Consider the following 16,256-nt stretch of genomic DNA (forward strand, 5'->3'; position numbering starts at 1 on the left):
GGCCAGCGTCTACACCAGCAGCCCGATTGGGGAATTCATGTCAGTGCCCGATTCCGACCACAGCCCGGCGCGGCACTCACCCGTCCCGCAGCTGCTCCGGCTCTCCGTCATCCTGGCCGTCGCCGCGGTGGGCTACTTCATCTGGATCTCGCTCGGCGTCTGGGCCAAGCACGGCCTGGACTTCAGCGTCTACTGGTACGGCGGCAAAATCCTCAACGACGCCGGCGCGGCGCCCTCGGACCTGTATAGGGGGAATGTGGACTGGGCCGGCGGCCCGAACCTGATGTTTACCTACCCGCCGTTCGCCGCCCTCATCTTCGGCCTTTTGGCCCGGCTGCCCCAAGCGGCAGCGCTGAACCTGTTTAACGCGGCCGGCGCCGTCGTGGCGATCCTGACCGCGGCCCGTGCGGTCCGGTACTGGAACGCGAAATCCTCCTGGCGCGCCACCTTCCGGACGCCTGGCAACGGCTGGGCCGCCGCCGTCCTGGTCCTGGCGGTGCTGAACCTCGGCCCGTGGCGCGAGACCCTGGTGTTCGGCCAAATCAACGCCCTGCTGATGGGCCTGATCGCAGTGGACCTGCTGGCCCGCAACCGGCGCTGGACCCGCGGCTTCCCCGGCAGCGGCTTCCTGGTGGGCGTCGCTGCCGGCATCAAACTCACGCCCCTGGTGTTCGGGCTGTACTACCTGGTCCGCAAGGACTGGCGCGGACTGGGCAACATGGCTGCCGGCTTCACCGCGACCGCGGTGCTCGGCTGGCTGCTGCGCCCGGCCGAATCCCTGCAGTTCTGGCTCCAGATGCTGCCGGACACCTCCCGGATGGGCGGAGCGGGCTATGTGGACAATCTGTCGCTCAAGGGCGCCCTGCTGCACTTCGGTGTCCCGGAGGCGCACGTCACTGTGCCGTGGCTGGTGCTGAGCCTGATGGTTGTGGCCGTGGGCGCCGGCGTGATCAAGGCCGCCAGCGACCAGGGCGCCCGCATCGTGGCCGTGTCCGCGACGGCGCTCACCATGCTGCTGATCAGCCCGGTCTCGTGGTCCCACCACTGGGTCTGGGTCGCGGCAATATTTCCGGCTTTCGCCTGGACCCTGCGGGAAACCCCGCGCCGCTACGCCGCAATGCGCTGGACCATGGGCGTCGTGCTAGGCATCTCCATCCTCGTCTTCCTGTTCTCGCCCAAGACCATTGGCACAGCCCTCGGCGCGGAGAACCTTGATGTCCAGACGCCCGGCCTGTGGATCATGGCCTCCAGCGCCGGCGTCTTCTGCGCCGTGGCCCTGCTGGTGTGCTGGCTCGTCGCCCTGCGGCTTGAAGCGCTGGCACCGGGGCTCGACCTGCCACCCGGGCTCGGCCTCGCGTCCGGGCCGGCCGCCGAACGGGACGTCCAGGCCACCGCCTCTTCCCCGCTTTCGTAGGCGCCGCTTCGTAGATGCCGTTTCGCAGGCGCCGCGCCGGCCGCCACCGCTAGGCTGTCCGGCATGAGCAACCTTGTCCCGCGTAAGACTGCCCTTGTCACTGGCGTCGGCAGGCTCGCCGGAATCGGCGCCGGCATCGCGCGCCGTTTGGCCGCGGACGGCTGGGACCTCGTCCTGACGTTCTGGCAGGACTACGACGCCCGGATGCCATGGGGTGTCCAGCCGGACGACGTCGACCGCCTCACCGCCGAGCTGCAGGCGATCGGCTCCGCAGTGGTGGCGCTGCCGGCGGATTTCCAGGACCCGGAGGCCGTGGACCGGCTGATGGCCGCCGCTGCGGCCGAGGCCGGAACCCTGCAGGGCCTGGTGCTCAGCCACGCCGAATCCGTGGACTCCGGCATCCTGGACACGTCCCTGGCAAGCTTCGACCGGCACTTCGCGGTCAACACCCGGGCCAGCTGGCAGCTGATTGCCGCGTTCGCCCGGCAGGCCGGTCCCGGCGGCGGCGCCATCGTGGCCCTGACCAGTGACCACACCGCGTTCAACCTGCCCTACGGGGCCTCAAAGGGTGCCCTGGACCGGATCGTGATCGCGGCGGCCCGGGAACTCGGCCCGCTCGGGATCAGCTCGAATGTCCTCAACCCGGGACCGGTGGACACCGGCTGGATGGATGAGCCGCTCCGGAACGAGCTGGCCCGGCGGCACCCGGGCGGCCGGCTGGGGACTCCGGCGGACGTGGCGGGGACGGTCGCGTTCCTGCTTTCGCCCGAGGGCCGCTGGATGTCCGGGCAGCTGGTTAAGGCCGACGGCGGGTTCTCCGCCTGAGCCCGCCCTGGACCTCGATCCGGAACCTCTGCAGGGACGCCCGCCGAGGCGACATTTCACGGCAGTGTTTGCGCCAAACACTGCCGTGAAATGACGTCTCGCGCGGCTAGCGGAAGGCGGGGAGACCTGTGATGTGCTGGCCCAGGATCAGCGTGTGGACTTCGTCGGTGCCCTCGTACGTGCGGACGGATTCCAGATTGGCGGCGTGCCGCAGCGGGGAATGGTCCAGCGTGATGCCGTTGCCGCCCAGAATGGTGCGCGCCTCCCGGGCAATGGCGAGCGCCTCCCGCACGTTGTTCAGCTTGCCGAGCGAGATCTGCTCCGGACGCAACGTGCCGGCGTCCTTGAGCCGGCCCAGGTGCAGGGCCAGCAGCGTGCCCTTCTGGATTTCCAGGAGCATGTTCACGAGTTTCTCCTGCGTCAGCTGATAGCCGGCCAGCGGCTTGCCGAACTGCAGCCGCTCCTGGGCATAGGCCAGGGCGGCCTCGTAGGAATCCCGGGCGGCGCCCATCGCACCCCAGGCGATCCCGTACCGGGCCTCGTTGAGGCAGGAGAACGGGCCCCGCAGCCCCCGGGCCGCCGGCAGCAGCGCCTCCGGGCCCAGCCGGACGGCGTCGAAGGTGATGTCGCACTGGATGGAGGCGCGCATCGAGAGCTTCTGCCCGATCGGGGTCGCGGTGACCCCGGCGGTGCCGGCGGGGACGAGGAAACCGCGCACGCCGTCGTCGGTCATGGCCCACACCACCAGCACATCCGCCACGGACGCGAGCCCGATCCAGCGTTTGGCCCCGTCCAGGATCCAGCCGGCGCTATCGCCGGTCCCATCGGGGCGGGCGAAGGTGGTCATGGACGCCGGATCGGATCCGGCCGTGGGCTCGGTCAGGGCAAACGCGCCGATCAGTTCGCCGGCGGCCATCCGGGGGAGCCACTCCTGCTTTTGGTCCTCGGAGCCCCATTTGTGGATGGCTGTCATGGCGAGGGAGCCCTGCACGGAGACGAACGTGCGGACGCCGGAATCGCCGGCCTCGAGTTCCATGGCCGCGAGGCCGTATTCGACGGCGGACCGGCCGGGGCAGCCGTAGCCCTCCAGATGCATGCCGAGCACGCCAAGCTCACCAAGTTCCGGGGCGAGGTCCAGGGGGAACACGGCGTCCTCGTACCAACCGGCGATCTCGGGGCGGATCCGCTGGTTCGTGAAATCGCGGACGCGCTCCCGCACAGCCAGCTCCTCCGCGCTCAGCAGTGAATCGATCGCCAGGACATCGGAAACGTCGTCACCTTCTGACCCATGGGGGAAACCGGCCACATTGCTCATTCCAGCATCCTACGGTCTCGCCCGGCCTTCCTGCCTAGTTGCTTCCGGACCCGATTGCGGATCCATGCCGACTCGCCGGTGTCGCCAGGCATGTGCGGGGGTGTGCAGGAAAGTAACTGGGCAGGAGCGTCGCGCGGGGTCGGTCGTCTGGGTTGGTGGTGCGGGCGTCGGTGGCCTGCGGGGACGTCGGAGTCCGGGTGCCCGGCTGTGCCGCAGGCCTACACTGGTGCCATGGAAACCGCATCTGTGCTTGCTGTCTGCACGGTTCACCAGTTGCTCGATGATCCCGGCAGCGTCGGGGTCACCGCGATCGACAAGCGCCCCGTCGCCGGACCGGTGCGGGTCCACAAACTCGGCCTGCGCGGTGATGTCCAGGCCAGCAGGATCCACCACGGCGGCGAGGACCAGGCACTCTACGCGTATTCGCAGGACGACGCCGACTACTGGGCCGGCGAGCTGGGGCGGGACCTGCCGCCGGGCATCTTCGGCGAAAATCTGCGGATCACGGGCCTCAACGCCTCCAACGCCGTGATCGGCGAACGCTGGAAGATCGGGCTGGACGTCGAGGTGGAAGTCACCTCCCCCCGCATCCCCTGCGCTACCTTCCAGCGCCGGATGGGCGAACCGCACTGGGTCAAGCGGTTCACCGAGGCAGGCCGGGTGGGCACCTACCTCCGGGTGGTCAAGACCGGCAACATCGAAGCCGGAAACCACATCCACCAGCTCTTCGTCCCCGCGCACGGCGTGACGATCGCCAAGTGGTTCACCGACCCCACACTGGCAGACATGGAGGCCCTGCGCGACGCCGACGCCGACGGCCAGATCCGCCTGCAGCCCGAGTACCACCAGGGCTTTGAGCAGCTGCAGCGCCGCCTCGGGGTCTAGGCTTGGGGCGCCGGTGTGCGCAAGCTCACCGTCCGCCGTCGGCCCCTCAACTACCACTGTTCTGATCCATGCCCTACACTTGAAATATCCCCCACTCCGGAAATCCCTTATTCCTGCCCAATTCTTGAGGCAGGACTGGCAAGTGTTGGGGCCCGCAACTGTGATGCGGGCATTTTCATAGGGAGAGCCGGCAAAAGAAAACGCTGTACAGACTGCTGGGATAGCAGCCAAGAGATGCAGCGGGAAGTCCTGCCACGGGATTGCGAAAGCGCCGGACTTCTATGTGACCCGCCGGTCAACCGTACGCCCGGCAATTCGTGTCACGCGTACTGCGGCTCCGCTCACCTCGGGTTGTGCCGCTTGGCCCCTATGGATGAGGAAATTTCACCTATGCCCGAAAATCAGAACAACTCCGTCGAAACCGAAAACATTCAGAGCGACGTCGAGACTTCTGAAACGGCTGCCCCCGCAGCCGGCTCCGCCCCGGAATTCACCGAGGCTCCTGCGAACGTTGTAGCACCGGCCGCCGCGGCAGCCGAAGTTGCCCCGCAGGCTGACACCAAGACCGAGGCCACTTCCGCCCCGGCGAAGGACGAGGACGCCGAGGAAGAAGGCGTCAAGTTCGTAGACCTCGGCATCGACGGCCGTGTCCTCGCTGCCCTGCAGGACGTCGGCTACGAGAAGCCGTCCCCGATCCAGGCAGCAACCATCCCGCTGCTGCTCGAAGGCCGCGACGTCGTGGGCCTGGCCCAGACCGGTACCGGTAAGACTGCAGCATTCGCAGTACCGGCACTGTCCCGCCTGGCCGAGCTCCACGACCTCAACGGCCCGTCCCGCAAGACCCAGGCCCTGGTGCTGGCTCCCACCCGCGAGCTCGCTCTCCAGGTGGCCGAGGCCTTCACCTCCTACGCCAAGCACATCGACGACTTCACCGTCCTCCCGGTATACGGCGGCTCCGCCTACGGCCCCCAGCTCGCGGGCCTGCGCCGCGGCGCCCAGGTTGTTGTGGGTACCCCCGGCCGTGTCATCGACCACATCTCCAAGGGTTCCCTCGACCTGTCCGAACTCCAGTACCTCGTTCTGGATGAGGCCGACGAGATGCTCCGCATGGGCTTCGCCGAAGACGTTGAGCAGATCTTCCAGCAGACCCCCGCGGGCCGCCAGGTTGCGCTGTTCTCCGCCACGATGCCGAGCCAGATCCGCCGGCTCTCCAAGCAGTACCTGAACAACCCGGCCGAGGTGCAGGTCAAGTCCAAGACCACCACGGGCGCCAACACCCGCCAGCGCTACCTGCAGGTCATGGGCCCGCACAAGCTCGACGCGCTGACCCGCATCCTCGAGGTCGAAGAGTTCGAGGGCGTCATCGCCTTCGTGCGGACCAAGATGGCCACCGAGGACCTCGCCGACAAGCTGCGCTCCCGCGGCTTCCAGGCTGCCGCCATCAACGGCGACATCCCGCAGCAGCAGCGTGAGCGCACGGTCGAGGCCCTGCGCGACGGCAAGATCGACATCCTCGTCGCCACCGACGTCGCCGCCCGCGGCCTCGACGTCGAGCGCGTCAGCCACGTGGTCAACTACGACATCCCGCACGACACCGAGTCCTACGTCCACCGCATCGGCCGCACCGGCCGCGCAGGCCGTTCCGGCGACGCGATCCTGTTCATGACGCCGCGCGAGAAGTACCTGCTGCGTTCCATCGAGAAGGCAACCCGCCAGCCGGTGGAGCAGATGCACCTGCCCACGGCCGAGACCGTCAACACGCTGCGCCTGGGCAAGTTCGCCGAGCGCATCACGGAGACCCTCGAGTCCGAGGACGTCGCCGCGTTCCGCGACCTCATCTCCTCCTACGAGGAAGAGCACAACGTGCCGGCCTCGGAGATCGCCGCAGCACTGGCCGTCATGGCCCAGGGCGGACAGCCGCTCCTGGTCAAGGAACTGCCGGCAGCGCCCGAGTTCCAGAAGCGCGAGCGCTCCAAGGACGGCTTCGGCTCACGCGGCCCGACCCGCACCCTGACCGAGGGCAACGCCACCTACCGGATCGCAGTCGGACGCCGCCAGCGCGTCATGCCGGGTTCCATCGTTGGCGCCATTGCCAACGAAGGCGGCATCTCCTCGGCCCAGATCGGCGGCATCGACATCCGCTCGGACCACTCCCTCGTGGAGCTCCCGGCGGACCTGAGCGCCGATCAGCTCAAGGCCCTGTCCCGCACCCGGATCGGGGGCGAGCTGATCCACCTCGAGCTCGACAACGGCCGTAAGCCCTCCGGCTCGGGGGACCGCGGCTCCTACCAGGGCAACCGCGGCGGGGACCGTGGCGGCTACTCCGGTGGCAGCGGCAACTTCAAGGGCAACGGCGGCTTCAAGCGCGAATTCCGCAAGGGCGACGGCGAGCGGTCCTCCGCTGACCGTGGCGGCCGCTCCTTCAGCGAGCGCTCCGAGCAGCGCACCTTCGGCGCCGACACCCGCAAGCCCCGCACCGAAGGCGGCTTCAAGCCCCGCAACAAGTGGTAACCACTAGCACCAACTGAGAACGGGCCGGCTTCCTGAGCCGGCCCGTTCTTGTTTAACCATTCCGCCTGCGTGTTCGCTTCGTCACAGCCGCGGCGGCATGCCGGTCCTGGCCGCCGATTAAGGCTTCCGCGACCATGCGGGGAGCCCGGATTTCCGCTGTTTTCGGCCGGTCTGACGTCGTCCGGCCGCCGATTTGTTGGTGGGCCAATCTTCCGGTAGAGTATTTACTCGTTGCCCCCCTAGCTCAGTGGTAGAGCGCGTTCTTGGTAAGAACGAGGTCACCGGATCGATTCCGGTGGGGGGCTCTGGATGAGGGCCTGTGTCAAGGCGGTTTTTGACCGGCTTAGCGCAGGTTTTCCTCATTTATGGCGGTGTAGCTCAGTTGGTTAGAGCGCACGACTCATAATCGTGAGGTCGGGAGATCGAGCCTCCCCACCGCTACAGGCAAGACCCCCGGAATCCTTGAGATTCCGGGGGTCTTTTCTGTTGGTTGGTTTCGGAGAGCCGCCTCTTAGATTCCCTGGAGCAACCTCACTGTCTCTGACAGGTGGCTACTCAAGGGCGGCTTCATGCATCGCAGTGCCGCAGCGTGATTCATGTGGCATTGGAAGGCCCTGTGCGCCCGCCTCCGCTGGACGAAGTCTGTGCGGGGCGCGCCGGGGCCGGACCCTTGGACTACGGCAGTCAGGCGAGCCGCGGGGCTCTTCATGTTGACTGCTCGCCTGGGTTAATCACCGTAACTGGCAGAACGCTTTGGCTAAGACGGGCTAAACGGTCGACTGGCGCTGGCGTGAGGCGGCCGACGGGACCAGCGGGGACCGGCATCAGGACACTGTTGGTGCGTTCGGGCTTGTACCAGCCGACTGCAGAGCCCCGAATGGCCTGAATGGCGGATCCAAAGACCACGTAGGCGCGGAGGGGCTCGTAGATGAGTCTATAAATGGGGACTATGAGCAGATGAAGGGGGCTCTCATGGACCATCAGCACGGCCACTATCGAGATGAGCATATGAGTTGCGGCGACGAACACCGAGAACATCGCGACGGCCTGCCATTCTCCCCGGGCCAGGCTGGTAATCGCAACGAGGACCGTCAGCGGCATGAAGATCAGCGGGACGAGGACCGAGATCAGTGCATAGGGCATGGTGAGTACGCCAAGCGCCCCGTACCGGAGGTTGAAGAGCATGGACCGGTGTTTGTACAGGGTCTGGATGTTCCCGTACGTCCAGCGGAGCCTCTGCTTGAACAATCCCGCGACTGTCATGGGCGCTTCAGTCCACGCGACCGCCAAGTTCTCCTGGACTATGCTGTAGCCGAGCCGCTGCAGGGACAGGGTCAGGTCAGCGTCTTCGGCCAGGGTGTCATGGGAGTAGCCGCCGGCTTCCAGGAGTGCTTCCCGACGCCATGCTGCACAGGCACCGGGAACTATGGAGATCGCTCCCAGGAGCCCCTCCGCCATACGGGTGACGCAGATACCGGATAGGTACTCCAGACTTTGCCAAGCGGTAAGGAGGTTGCGGCGGTTTCCGACTTTGACGTGCCCGGCAACCGCTCCGACTTTCTTTCCGTTCCGAGGTGCGCAAAAGTGCCGGGCGAACATCTTGATGGTCTGGGGTTCAAACAAAGTGTCACCATCGAGAGTGACCACCACTTCCCCGCGGGATTGGGCTATCCCGTTGTTGCTGGCTGCTGACTTGCCGCCGTTGGGCTGGTCGATGACGCGGAGTTGCGGCCATATTCTCGCGTAATTGGAAAGAACAGCCAGGGTGCCGTCGGTCGAGCCGTCGTTTATGGCGACTACTTCCATGCGGGGGTAGTCGCTTGCTCTCAGGGCATCCAGTGTTTTGGTCACGACGAGTTCTTCGTTGAAAACGGGCAGGACCACGCTAACAAAAGGCCAGTCTTCCTCCTTGATGACGGACCAAAGGCGTTTTTTCTGTCGGTAATTGTTTACGAGGGCAAGAATCACAAACAGAAACGTAAGGATGGTCAAGGACCCGACGCCGAACCAGAACAGCCAATTAAGTATCAAATTCGGAGTGACCAAATACGTTGTCATCGCGGCCAAGGTTGCTTTGTCTTCTACGGCGCCGGCGACGTCTGACCGTGGTATATATTCCGGCGGCAGAAGGGGCTGGACCGTGGAGAACGTGTAGCCCTGAGCCTTTGCCTGCGGGATGAAGGTCTTCAGCATCTCTATGGTTGCGGCCCGGTTCCCGCCGCCGTCGTGGACCAGGACAATGTGGCCTTGGCCGTCCAGCTGCGGTACTTGAACGGGAACTCCGGGCGCGTGGTCCCAGTCTCGCGTATCAAGGTCCATGTTGATGTGGAGGTAACCCAGTTGCTGCGCCTGCAGAAGCGCCAGTGCATTGTTTGCCGGGTCGCCTGTAGGGATCCGGAACAGCCGGGATGCGTAATTGTCCGCCGCACGCATGACACGGTCAGTCGCGATGATCTGCTGACGGTTGTAGTAGTCGTCGTGGGCCCAGAAATCGATGTGGGACATCGTGTGATTGCCGACCATGTGGCCCTCGCGGACCATACGCTGGAAGATATCGGGGTGCTTGACCATGTTGTCACCCAGCGTAAAGAACGTCGCTGGTACGCCTTCACGGGACAGCAAGTCCAGAATTTGCGGCGTGTACTGCGGATCGGGCCCGTCATCGAAGGTCAGCATCAACGTCCGTTCGGCCGGCTTTCCAGAAGTTTCCATGACGTAGGGGCTGTCGCCGATCAGTTCTATCTCGTCAGTAGTGGCTTCCCTCCAGATGGTGGTGCTGAAGGGATCCTTGAGCAGGACTTTGCCGTCGTTTCGCTCAACGAGTGCGATCCGGTCGATGGCGAAGCCCTCGTCCGAGACGATACTGGGAATATTCTCCAGGTCCTGCGTAGACAACAACTTCCGCGGGTAGTCCACTGACTGATTCTGCTCTCCCTTCCACACCGGAGCGGCGGCACCGGGCAGAATCGACACGACGGACAGGACCATCAGCAGCACGCTTGCCAGCAGCGCGAGCAGAACTTTTCTCCACCGCTTTCCACTTGGATCAAAGAAGACCGGTACGGTTCCGGAAATAGGGCCTGATTTCTTCATGTGCTGCCTCGCCTATGTAATTACTCCCCAACCTGAGCCAGAACATGAGCACGAACGCTAGATTCACGGGCAAGACATCCCGTGCTGACGATCAATTTGCAGGAGAATGCATCTCCGCTATATCCCCGAAATTGCTTGAGCCGCCCTTCTGCGGCGTACGACCTATGCCTGTGCCTATGACGGTAGGGGCGAGCGACAAGGCCACACACGCGTAAGGAATACTCGATTTTTCAAACCGTTGTACTTACTCCGCGGAGGCGATTTACTGTCTGCTCTTTGTCGCGGGCAAAGCCGGAAGCTGCATGGATCGGCGTCGATCTGTAAGCCGTAGCGCTTATCGCACCCCGGACGAACCAAGGACTCCACGCATTAGCGGATTCTTTGTCGCGGAATTAAGGGGGACCGTATTCGTGGCTACCGCGGCTACCGCGGCTACCGCGGCAACGGGCGCAAGGGTATGGTTCAACGTACTTGGCCGGAATTTGGTGGAGGCAGATACCGAATGCGTAAACAAATCACAGTGGCAGCAGCCTTGCTCTCGGTAGGTTTAGCTGCCGCCGCATGCGGAAGCACCCCTGCTCCGTTTAAGCGTTCTGGATTTTCGGACCAGAAAGTCGTTCCGGACGCTTACATCACGGCCTACACGTGGTTCGACAACACGCCCGAGGGCTCTCCCGACATCAGCAATCCCGTGGCCCACAAAAAGGCAGGCGGGGCGGGAACCTATTCAGATCCGGTGACCATCGCAGTTGGGCATTCCCTGGAGACGGGCAAGGACGTCCTGGATTTCCCCGCCGGCACTCGGATATACCTGCCGGATGTTCGGCGATATTTCATCGTGGAAGACACCTGCGGGGACGGCCCCACCCCAGAGGATGGCCCGTGCCACACCGGGGCGTCCGAGCATCGCGGCGCATCCGTGTGGCTTGACATGTGGATTGGCGGCGAGGGCGGAAGTGCGTCCTTGGCGGAAGGCTGCATGGAGCAAGTAACAGGCGTGCGGACCGCTGTGTTCGACCCCGCAGACAACTACGTCGTTGCGGCCGGGAACGGCGTCATTCACGACGGCGAGTGTGACAGCGGATATGGGAACGAGCTCGTCGCCAAGTAGCCCAACTCCCAATCCAACGTTAAAAGGTTGTAGAAGGACCTCTAATTCACACGGATTAGACGATGGCCGCCTTCAATTGGTCTCTACGCGCCGACCACGGTAGCCTCTAGGTCACCGGTTGGCACACGCGCCCGCTTGAGCGTCCTGAACGCAGTCTCGTGTGATGTAGCTCGCGGTGGCGACGCCTTGCGTCCTGCCTACCCTGACCGGTTCCGGGCAGGACATATCTCTATGGGACTGCCCCTCCGCAGACCCATGAAGAGGCTAGGATTCCCATGCTAAGGAATAATCTGCTGTTCGCCGGCATGTTCTCGGTTCTACTCGCCACTTCGGCGTGTGGTGCCGTGACCGGCACCTCAAACTCATCCGCACAGTCTGCAGGCTCCGCCAGAGCAGGAGTCGAAGCCAGCTCCGGCGCCGGACACAACGACACGTCCGCAAGAGTCGGTGCCTCGCAGGCGGCCGCCACCGCCAAGGTCAAGGCTGCTGAAGCGGCGACCACTAAGAAGGCAGCAGCTGGGAAAGCAACCGCGGAGACTTCAACTGCGGCGGCTCCGAAGCCGGTGGCCGTCCTGCCGGCCTCGTCCTCCGAGCGGATTGTCAAAACCGCATACACGACGGCGTACACGTGGTACGACAACACGCCAGCGGGCTCGGCAACCATTAGCCACCCGGTGTTGCACAAGACCGCCGGGGGCGCAGGCACCTACAGTGACCCGATCACCATCGCCGTGGGGCATTCCCTCGCCACGGGTAAGGACGTGCTGGACTTCCCGGCCGGCACGCGGATCTACCTTCCGGACGTGCGTCGATACTTTATCGTCGAGGACACCTGTGGCGACGGCAGTAGGCCCCAGGCAGGGCCGTGCCACCAGGGCGTCAACGCGGACGGCACCAACTCCACCATCTGGATCGACATGTGGATCGGCGGCCAGAGCGTGAGTGCTTCCGGTGCCGACAAATGTGCGAGCAAGGTGACCGATGTCCACACCGCCGTCTTCAACCCAGCCAGCAACTACGCGGTGGCGCCGGGAGCAGGTGTCATCCATGACGGCAAATGCGATGCTGGCTATGGCGACGCCCTCATGAAAAAGTAGGTAACAGGAGACTGACCTCCGGCTGGGCCGGAGACACTGCGGGGGGCTCGCGGGTTTCGCCGGTCCCCGCTTTTGCTGGCAAGAGAAGCGGCCGTCGCGGCCTGTGCATTGCGCGGTTTTATAGACCCCATTTTTTGACACGGGAAAAACGCGTATTGTGCGGACTACGTGCACGCCAGGGGGAGAGGGCCGATATGAACCGATTGGGACCAGCCAGCAGAGCAGTCTCCGCAGCGCTGGGCGTCGCCCTTCTGCTGGCGGCATGCTCTCCGCCCAGCGGCCCGAGGACCAGTTCGTCGAGTGCAAGCTCAGCATCTCCTAGTTCCGCGGCAGCCGTTCCCAGTTCCTCGGAATCGGCCGCGACGGCATCCGCTCCGGCGTCCGCGCAGACCGAGTGGAAGACCTTCACGACGTCGGACGGCCAGCTTATGTTCGATTACCCGCCAGACTGGACCATCAAGGATCGGGTCCGTGAGGCAGCCCGCGGCGGTGCTTTTGTGGAGGTCCTCAATGGTGCCGGAAGGCCGATGGCAACCTTGCGGACCAATATTGTGGTCGGGCCGCAGTGCACTGAGAAGTATCCGTATTCCCTTATGGATTCGGAGGACGTGCCGGCGCTGGCGCAGAAAGGCGTGACGCCCCGCTTTGTTTTCGAGGGCCGAGCCGGGGCCGGAACTGACGGGTCAAAGCCGGAGCCGTTGGCTTACGGCATCACTTCCACGCCTCTACCCTCGGGGAGCAGTGCCTGCCCGATTTTCCACTTCTTTACGTGGCCCCCGGGCGTGGCAACGTTTGGCGGTGTCTATGATCCGCTCGTGACGACGAACGCCACCACGCCGAACGTGGACAATCCGGAGGCCTACACGGGAACGGACGAGTACGACGATATCCGGCAGACAATCACCTCGCTCCGCCCGGCGGACAAATAGTTGTTGGCCGGGAGGCCGGTCTTAGACGCGGGTTACCGTCAGGGTGACGTTGGGGCAGGAGGCTGCGTAGAGGATCAGCGCGGCCTTCTCTGTGATGTTGACGCTCAGGCCCCAGCGGATCTTCACCGCCACCCACTGGCCGATGTACGCGCAACGATTCTTCGGCGGCAGCCACCTTTCCGGGCCACTAGCCCGCTTTGAGTGGTTGAGAGTGGACGTCTGCACGTTCAGGGTGCGGCTGTCCCCAAGGTCGTTATAGAAAGCCACGCGCCGCGCCTGGGACCAATACCTTGCGCCGGAGCCCCAGGCTTCATGAACCGGGACCAGATGGTCCACCTCCACCTCCGTCGAGGAGGTGTGAACGCCGTTGTCCCACGATGTCACCCAGCGTCCCCTGCTGGCAATGCAACCGCGGTTGGTATAGGACACGGACCCCTTGGATTCCTGGACCAGGACTTCCTGCCTCGTGTTCTGGCAATCTCCGTTGGTATCTCCCCAGACGCCGAAGTAGCGGTCCCGGTCGTAGCCGGCGTTGACCTCGGCCGCGACAGTCAGTCCGCGTACGGCAGTCCGCAGCGGGGCCTGATATACGGTTGCTGCTTCGGCCGGAACGGCAAGGCCGGCCAGCAGCATGCCCGCCGCAACCACTGCTACACCCACCGCCCGCCGCAGCTTAATCAAGTGCCTGGAGTTCAGTACCGGAAGAGCTGTGGCGCCGACATGGCTTGAGCGATGGACGTTCATGGTTCTCGATTACTCTCAGGACGACGTGAAAGCAATAGTCGCCCGTCGCCGGCGTCCTGGCACCTGAAGAAGCGAACTGCTAAGACTCAGCGTTTCAGCGGATAACCCGATAGCGCACGTGGGTAACGAGGCTGGTGCCGCCCACTTCCGTCGGCTCAAGCTTGAGATTTCCGACGCCGTCGAGCAGCCGCTCGCCCGCTCCCAGAACCATAGGAGCGGTGTGGAGCCGCAGCTCGTCGATCAGCCCCGCAGACAGGTATTGGCGGACGGTCTGCGCTCCTCCGGCAACGGCCACGTCCTTGCCGCCGGCGGCCTTCCGCGCCTGGGCCAGCGCCGATTCGATCCCGTCGGTCACGAAGTTGAACGTGGTGCCGCCCTGCATCTCCAGGGGCTCGCGCTGGTGGTGGGTGAGCACGTATACCGGCGCGTGGTAGGGCGGCTCCTCACCCCACCATCCGCGCCACGTTTCATCCCACGTCCCGGGCCCAGCGAACATGTTCCGTCCCATGATGTAGGCGCCGGCCGCGAGAATGCCGTCGAGCCAGGCCGCGTTGGACTGGCGTTCTTCGAACTGCCACCTGTGCAGGAGCTCTCCGCCCTCGCCCAAAGGGTCCGTCATGCTTTGGTTCGGGCCGGCGAGGAATCCGTCGAGGGAGACAGTCAGATCGCACGTGACTTGGCTCATGGGCCCATCATGCCACCACTGGCAGCTCGGGGGGCTTTCTATTTCCCGGTCAGCAGAGTCCCCCGCAGCGCGCGCCCGTGACAAGCGGCTAGTTTCACCGTAGCTTTGCAGCACCTGACAGTTGGGGGAAATCAGTGGACTTCATCGGCACCATCATGGCCCCGTTCCGATGGTTGGTCTCAGCCATGATGGCGGCTTTCCACGACGGCCTCAACGCCATCGGCATGCCGGCGGCCAGCGGCTGGACGTGGACCCTGTCCATCATCGGGATCGTGCTGGTCATCCGCGCCGCCCTGATCCCGGTGTTCCTCAAGCAGGTCGACGCCCAGCAACGCATGAGACTCCTGCAACCTGACCTGATGAAGCTGCAGGAGAAGTACAAGGGCAAGACCGATCCGCTCTCCCGCCAGGACATGGTGCAGGAACAGATGGCCCTGTACAAGGTGCACGGCACCAACCCGTTCTCGGCCTGCCTGCCCATGCTGATCCAGATGCCCTTTTTCTTCGCGCTGTTCCAGGTGCTCTCCGGCATCAGCACCACGGCGGGCCAGAGCCAAGGCGTCGGTGCCATGAGTGCCGAGCAGGTCATGCAGTTCGACCAGTCCACTATTTTCAATGCCCCGCTCTCGGCCACGCTCCTTCACGGAACGCCTCCCGGCGGCAACGTGGTCTCGGTGTGGGTCCTCTCCATCGTGATGATCCTGGTCATGACGGCCGCGCAGTTCATCACGCAGAAGCAAATCATGGCCAGGACCTTGTCCGGAGAGGCCCTGGCGAGTCCGGTCATGGCCCAGCAGAGGGTGATTCTTTACGGCCTGCCTGTCGTCTTCGGTGTGGGCGGCATCGTGTTCCCCATCGGCGTACTGATCTACTGGACCACCACCAACCTTTGGACCATGGGGCAGCAGTTCGCCATTAGGTGGGACAGAATGGGTCCATGACGCGAATCGCAATCATCGGCGGCCACGGCAAGGTGGCTTTGGAACTGTCCAGGATCCTCGCGGCGGACGGGCAGGAGGTCACCTCCTTCATCCGCAACCCGGACCACGGGGCCGACGTCGCGGCCACGGGTGCCACGCCGTCGCTTCTGGATGTGGAGAACGCAACGACGGCGCAGCTCGCCGACGCCCTACGGAACCACGACGCCGTGGTGTGGTCTGCCGGGGCCGGCGGCGGCAGCCCCGAACGGACGTACGCCGTGGACCGGGACGCCGCGATCCGTTCGATGGACGCCGCGGCGGAAGCAGGCGTCAGCAGGTACATCATGGTCTCCTACTTCGGCGCCGGGCCGGACCATGGGGTCCCCGCGGACAACGGCTTCTTCCCCTACGCCGAGGCCAAGGCCGCGGCGGATGCCTATCTGCGCGGCTCAGGCCTTGACTGGACCATTCTGGGGCCCGGCACGCTGACGGCTGGGCCCGGCAACGGGATGATCGACGTCGACCCCGCCGATACGTCGGACGGCACCGCAACCGCCCGCGCCAACGTGGCCCTGGTGGCGGCGGCGGTCCTCGGACTGCCCGTCACGATTGGGCGCACCATCCAGTTCCGGGACGGTACCCTCCCGCTCGCGGCGGCCCTCGAACCTTAGGCCCAGAACCGTAAGCCCAGAACCTTAGGCCCAGAACCGTAAGCCCAGAACCGTAA

12 protein-coding genes and 2 tRNA genes are annotated in these 16,256 nt (G+C 64.8%); 10 read left to right on the top strand and 4 right to left on the bottom strand.

What is annotated here, in order from left to right:
• Positions 1-37: 37 nt before the first annotated feature.
• Positions 38-1,414: a glycosyltransferase 87 family protein gene (locus tag ACFRJ8_RS05855; RefSeq protein ID WP_377985222.1), complete on the top strand. Its 1,377-nt coding sequence runs from the start codon at positions 38-40 to the stop codon at positions 1,412-1,414.
• 63 nt (positions 1,415-1,477) lie between these two features.
• On the top strand, positions 1,478-2,239 hold the full coding sequence (locus tag ACFRJ8_RS05860) for an SDR family oxidoreductase (protein WP_377985223.1): 762 nt from the start codon (positions 1,478-1,480) through the stop codon (positions 2,237-2,239).
• Between the two features lie 106 nt (positions 2,240-2,345).
• Here ACFRJ8_RS05860 and ACFRJ8_RS05865 read toward each other — a convergent pair whose 3' ends face one another.
• Positions 2,346-3,554, bottom strand: coding sequence for an acyl-CoA dehydrogenase family protein (locus tag ACFRJ8_RS05865; protein WP_377985224.1), 1,209 nt, complete (start codon positions 3,552-3,554; stop codon positions 2,346-2,348).
• Positions 3,555-3,785: 231 nt separating this feature from the next.
• On the opposite strand from ACFRJ8_RS05865, the gene ACFRJ8_RS05870 reads away from it, so the two are divergent.
• The 4 genes from ACFRJ8_RS05870 to ACFRJ8_RS05885 all read left to right on the top strand — a co-directional run bounded on the left by ACFRJ8_RS05870 (position 3,786) and on the right by ACFRJ8_RS05885 (position 7,391).
• Entirely contained in the window at positions 3,786-4,439 is a 654-nt protein-coding gene (locus ACFRJ8_RS05870; RefSeq protein ID WP_377985225.1) for an MOSC domain-containing protein, read from the top strand.
• A gap of 390 nt (positions 4,440-4,829) precedes the next feature.
• Positions 4,830-6,950, top strand: coding sequence for a DEAD/DEAH box helicase (locus tag ACFRJ8_RS05875; RefSeq protein WP_377985226.1), 2,121 nt, complete (start codon positions 4,830-4,832; stop codon positions 6,948-6,950).
• Positions 6,951-7,183: 233 nt separating this feature from the next.
• A tRNA-Thr gene (locus ACFRJ8_RS05880) sits at positions 7,184-7,255 on the top strand.
• Positions 7,256-7,317: 62 nt separating this feature from the next.
• Positions 7,318-7,391 (top strand) — tRNA-Met (locus ACFRJ8_RS05885).
• A gap of 264 nt (positions 7,392-7,655) precedes the next feature.
• On the opposite strand, the gene ACFRJ8_RS05890 is transcribed toward ACFRJ8_RS05885, so the two are convergent.
• Positions 7,656-10,043 (bottom strand): bifunctional polysaccharide deacetylase/glycosyltransferase family 2 protein, encoded by a 2,388-nt coding sequence (locus ACFRJ8_RS05890; protein ID WP_377985227.1) that lies wholly within the window; start codon positions 10,041-10,043, stop codon positions 7,656-7,658.
• Positions 10,044-10,545: 502 nt separating this feature from the next.
• On the opposite strand from ACFRJ8_RS05890, the gene ACFRJ8_RS05895 reads away from it, so the two are divergent.
• Together ACFRJ8_RS05895 and ACFRJ8_RS05900 are read left to right on the top strand one after the other, a co-directional pair.
• Positions 10,546-11,154 carry a hypothetical protein gene (locus ACFRJ8_RS05895; RefSeq protein WP_377985228.1) on the top strand — a complete coding sequence of 203 codons (609 nt, stop codon included), beginning with the start codon at positions 10,546-10,548 and terminating at the stop codon, positions 11,152-11,154.
• Between the two features lie 275 nt (positions 11,155-11,429).
• Entirely contained in the window at positions 11,430-12,251 is an 822-nt protein-coding gene (locus ACFRJ8_RS05900; protein ID WP_377985229.1) for a hypothetical protein, read from the top strand.
• A 950-nt stretch (positions 12,252-13,201) separates the two neighbouring features.
• Here the strand turns inward: ACFRJ8_RS05900 and ACFRJ8_RS05905 are convergent.
• Both ACFRJ8_RS05905 and ACFRJ8_RS05910 read right to left on the bottom strand, forming a co-directional pair.
• A complete protein-coding gene (locus ACFRJ8_RS05905) occupies positions 13,202-13,924 on the bottom strand; it encodes an HNH endonuclease family protein (RefSeq protein ID WP_377985230.1) in 723 nt (240 codons plus the stop codon).
• Positions 13,925-14,018: 94 nt separating this feature from the next.
• A complete protein-coding gene (locus tag ACFRJ8_RS05910; RefSeq protein WP_377985231.1) occupies positions 14,019-14,609 on the bottom strand; it encodes a dihydrofolate reductase family protein in 591 nt (196 codons plus the stop codon).
• 134 nt (positions 14,610-14,743) lie between these two features.
• Between ACFRJ8_RS05910 and yidC the strand changes: the two genes are divergently transcribed.
• Together yidC and ACFRJ8_RS05920 are read left to right on the top strand one after the other, a co-directional pair.
• Complete coding sequence (gene yidC, locus ACFRJ8_RS05915; RefSeq protein WP_377985232.1) at positions 14,744-15,550, top strand: membrane protein insertase YidC; 807 nt, start codon at positions 14,744-14,746, stop codon at positions 15,548-15,550.
• Positions 15,547-16,200 (top strand): NAD(P)H-binding protein, encoded by a 654-nt coding sequence (locus ACFRJ8_RS05920; RefSeq protein ID WP_377985233.1) that lies wholly within the window; start codon positions 15,547-15,549, stop codon positions 16,198-16,200. The genes yidC and ACFRJ8_RS05920 overlap by 4 nt, the downstream gene beginning before the upstream one ends.
• The last annotated feature ends 56 nt before the right edge of the window (positions 16,201-16,256 follow it).

It is taken from the genome of Arthrobacter sp. NPDC056886, from assembly GCF_042788715.1.
In the GTDB taxonomy this organism is placed as follows: Bacteria; Actinomycetota; Actinomycetes; order Actinomycetales; family Micrococcaceae; genus Arthrobacter.

Bases quoted from the DNA above. Each gene is read 5' to 3' on its own strand.
- ACFRJ8_RS05875 (WP_377985226.1), top strand. From the start codon at position 4,830: ATGCCCGAAAATCAGAACAACTCCGTCGAAACCGAAAACATTCAGAGC.
- ACFRJ8_RS05870 (WP_377985225.1), top strand. From the start codon at position 3,786: ATGGAAACCGCATCTGTGCTTGCTGTCTGCACGGTTCACCAGTTGCTC.
- ACFRJ8_RS05860 (WP_377985223.1), top strand. From the start codon at position 1,478: ATGAGCAACCTTGTCCCGCGTAAGACTGCCCTTGTCACTGGCGTCGGC.
- ACFRJ8_RS05895 (WP_377985228.1), top strand. From the start codon at position 10,546: ATGCGTAAACAAATCACAGTGGCAGCAGCCTTGCTCTCGGTAGGTTTA.
- ACFRJ8_RS05855 (WP_377985222.1), top strand. From the start codon at position 38: ATGTCAGTGCCCGATTCCGACCACAGCCCGGCGCGGCACTCACCCGTC.
- ACFRJ8_RS05890 (WP_377985227.1), bottom strand. From the start codon at position 10,043: ATGAAGAAATCAGGCCCTATTTCCGGAACCGTACCGGTCTTCTTTGAT.
- ACFRJ8_RS05900 (WP_377985229.1), top strand. From the start codon at position 11,430: ATGCTAAGGAATAATCTGCTGTTCGCCGGCATGTTCTCGGTTCTACTC.
- ACFRJ8_RS05865 (WP_377985224.1), bottom strand. From the start codon at position 3,554: ATGAGCAATGTGGCCGGTTTCCCCCATGGGTCAGAAGGTGACGACGTT.
- ACFRJ8_RS05910 (WP_377985231.1), bottom strand. From the start codon at position 14,609: ATGAGCCAAGTCACGTGCGATCTGACTGTCTCCCTCGACGGATTCCTC.
- ACFRJ8_RS05920 (WP_377985233.1), top strand. From the start codon at position 15,547: ATGACGCGAATCGCAATCATCGGCGGCCACGGCAAGGTGGCTTTGGAA.
- ACFRJ8_RS05905 (WP_377985230.1), bottom strand. From the start codon at position 13,924: ATGAACGTCCATCGCTCAAGCCATGTCGGCGCCACAGCTCTTCCGGTA.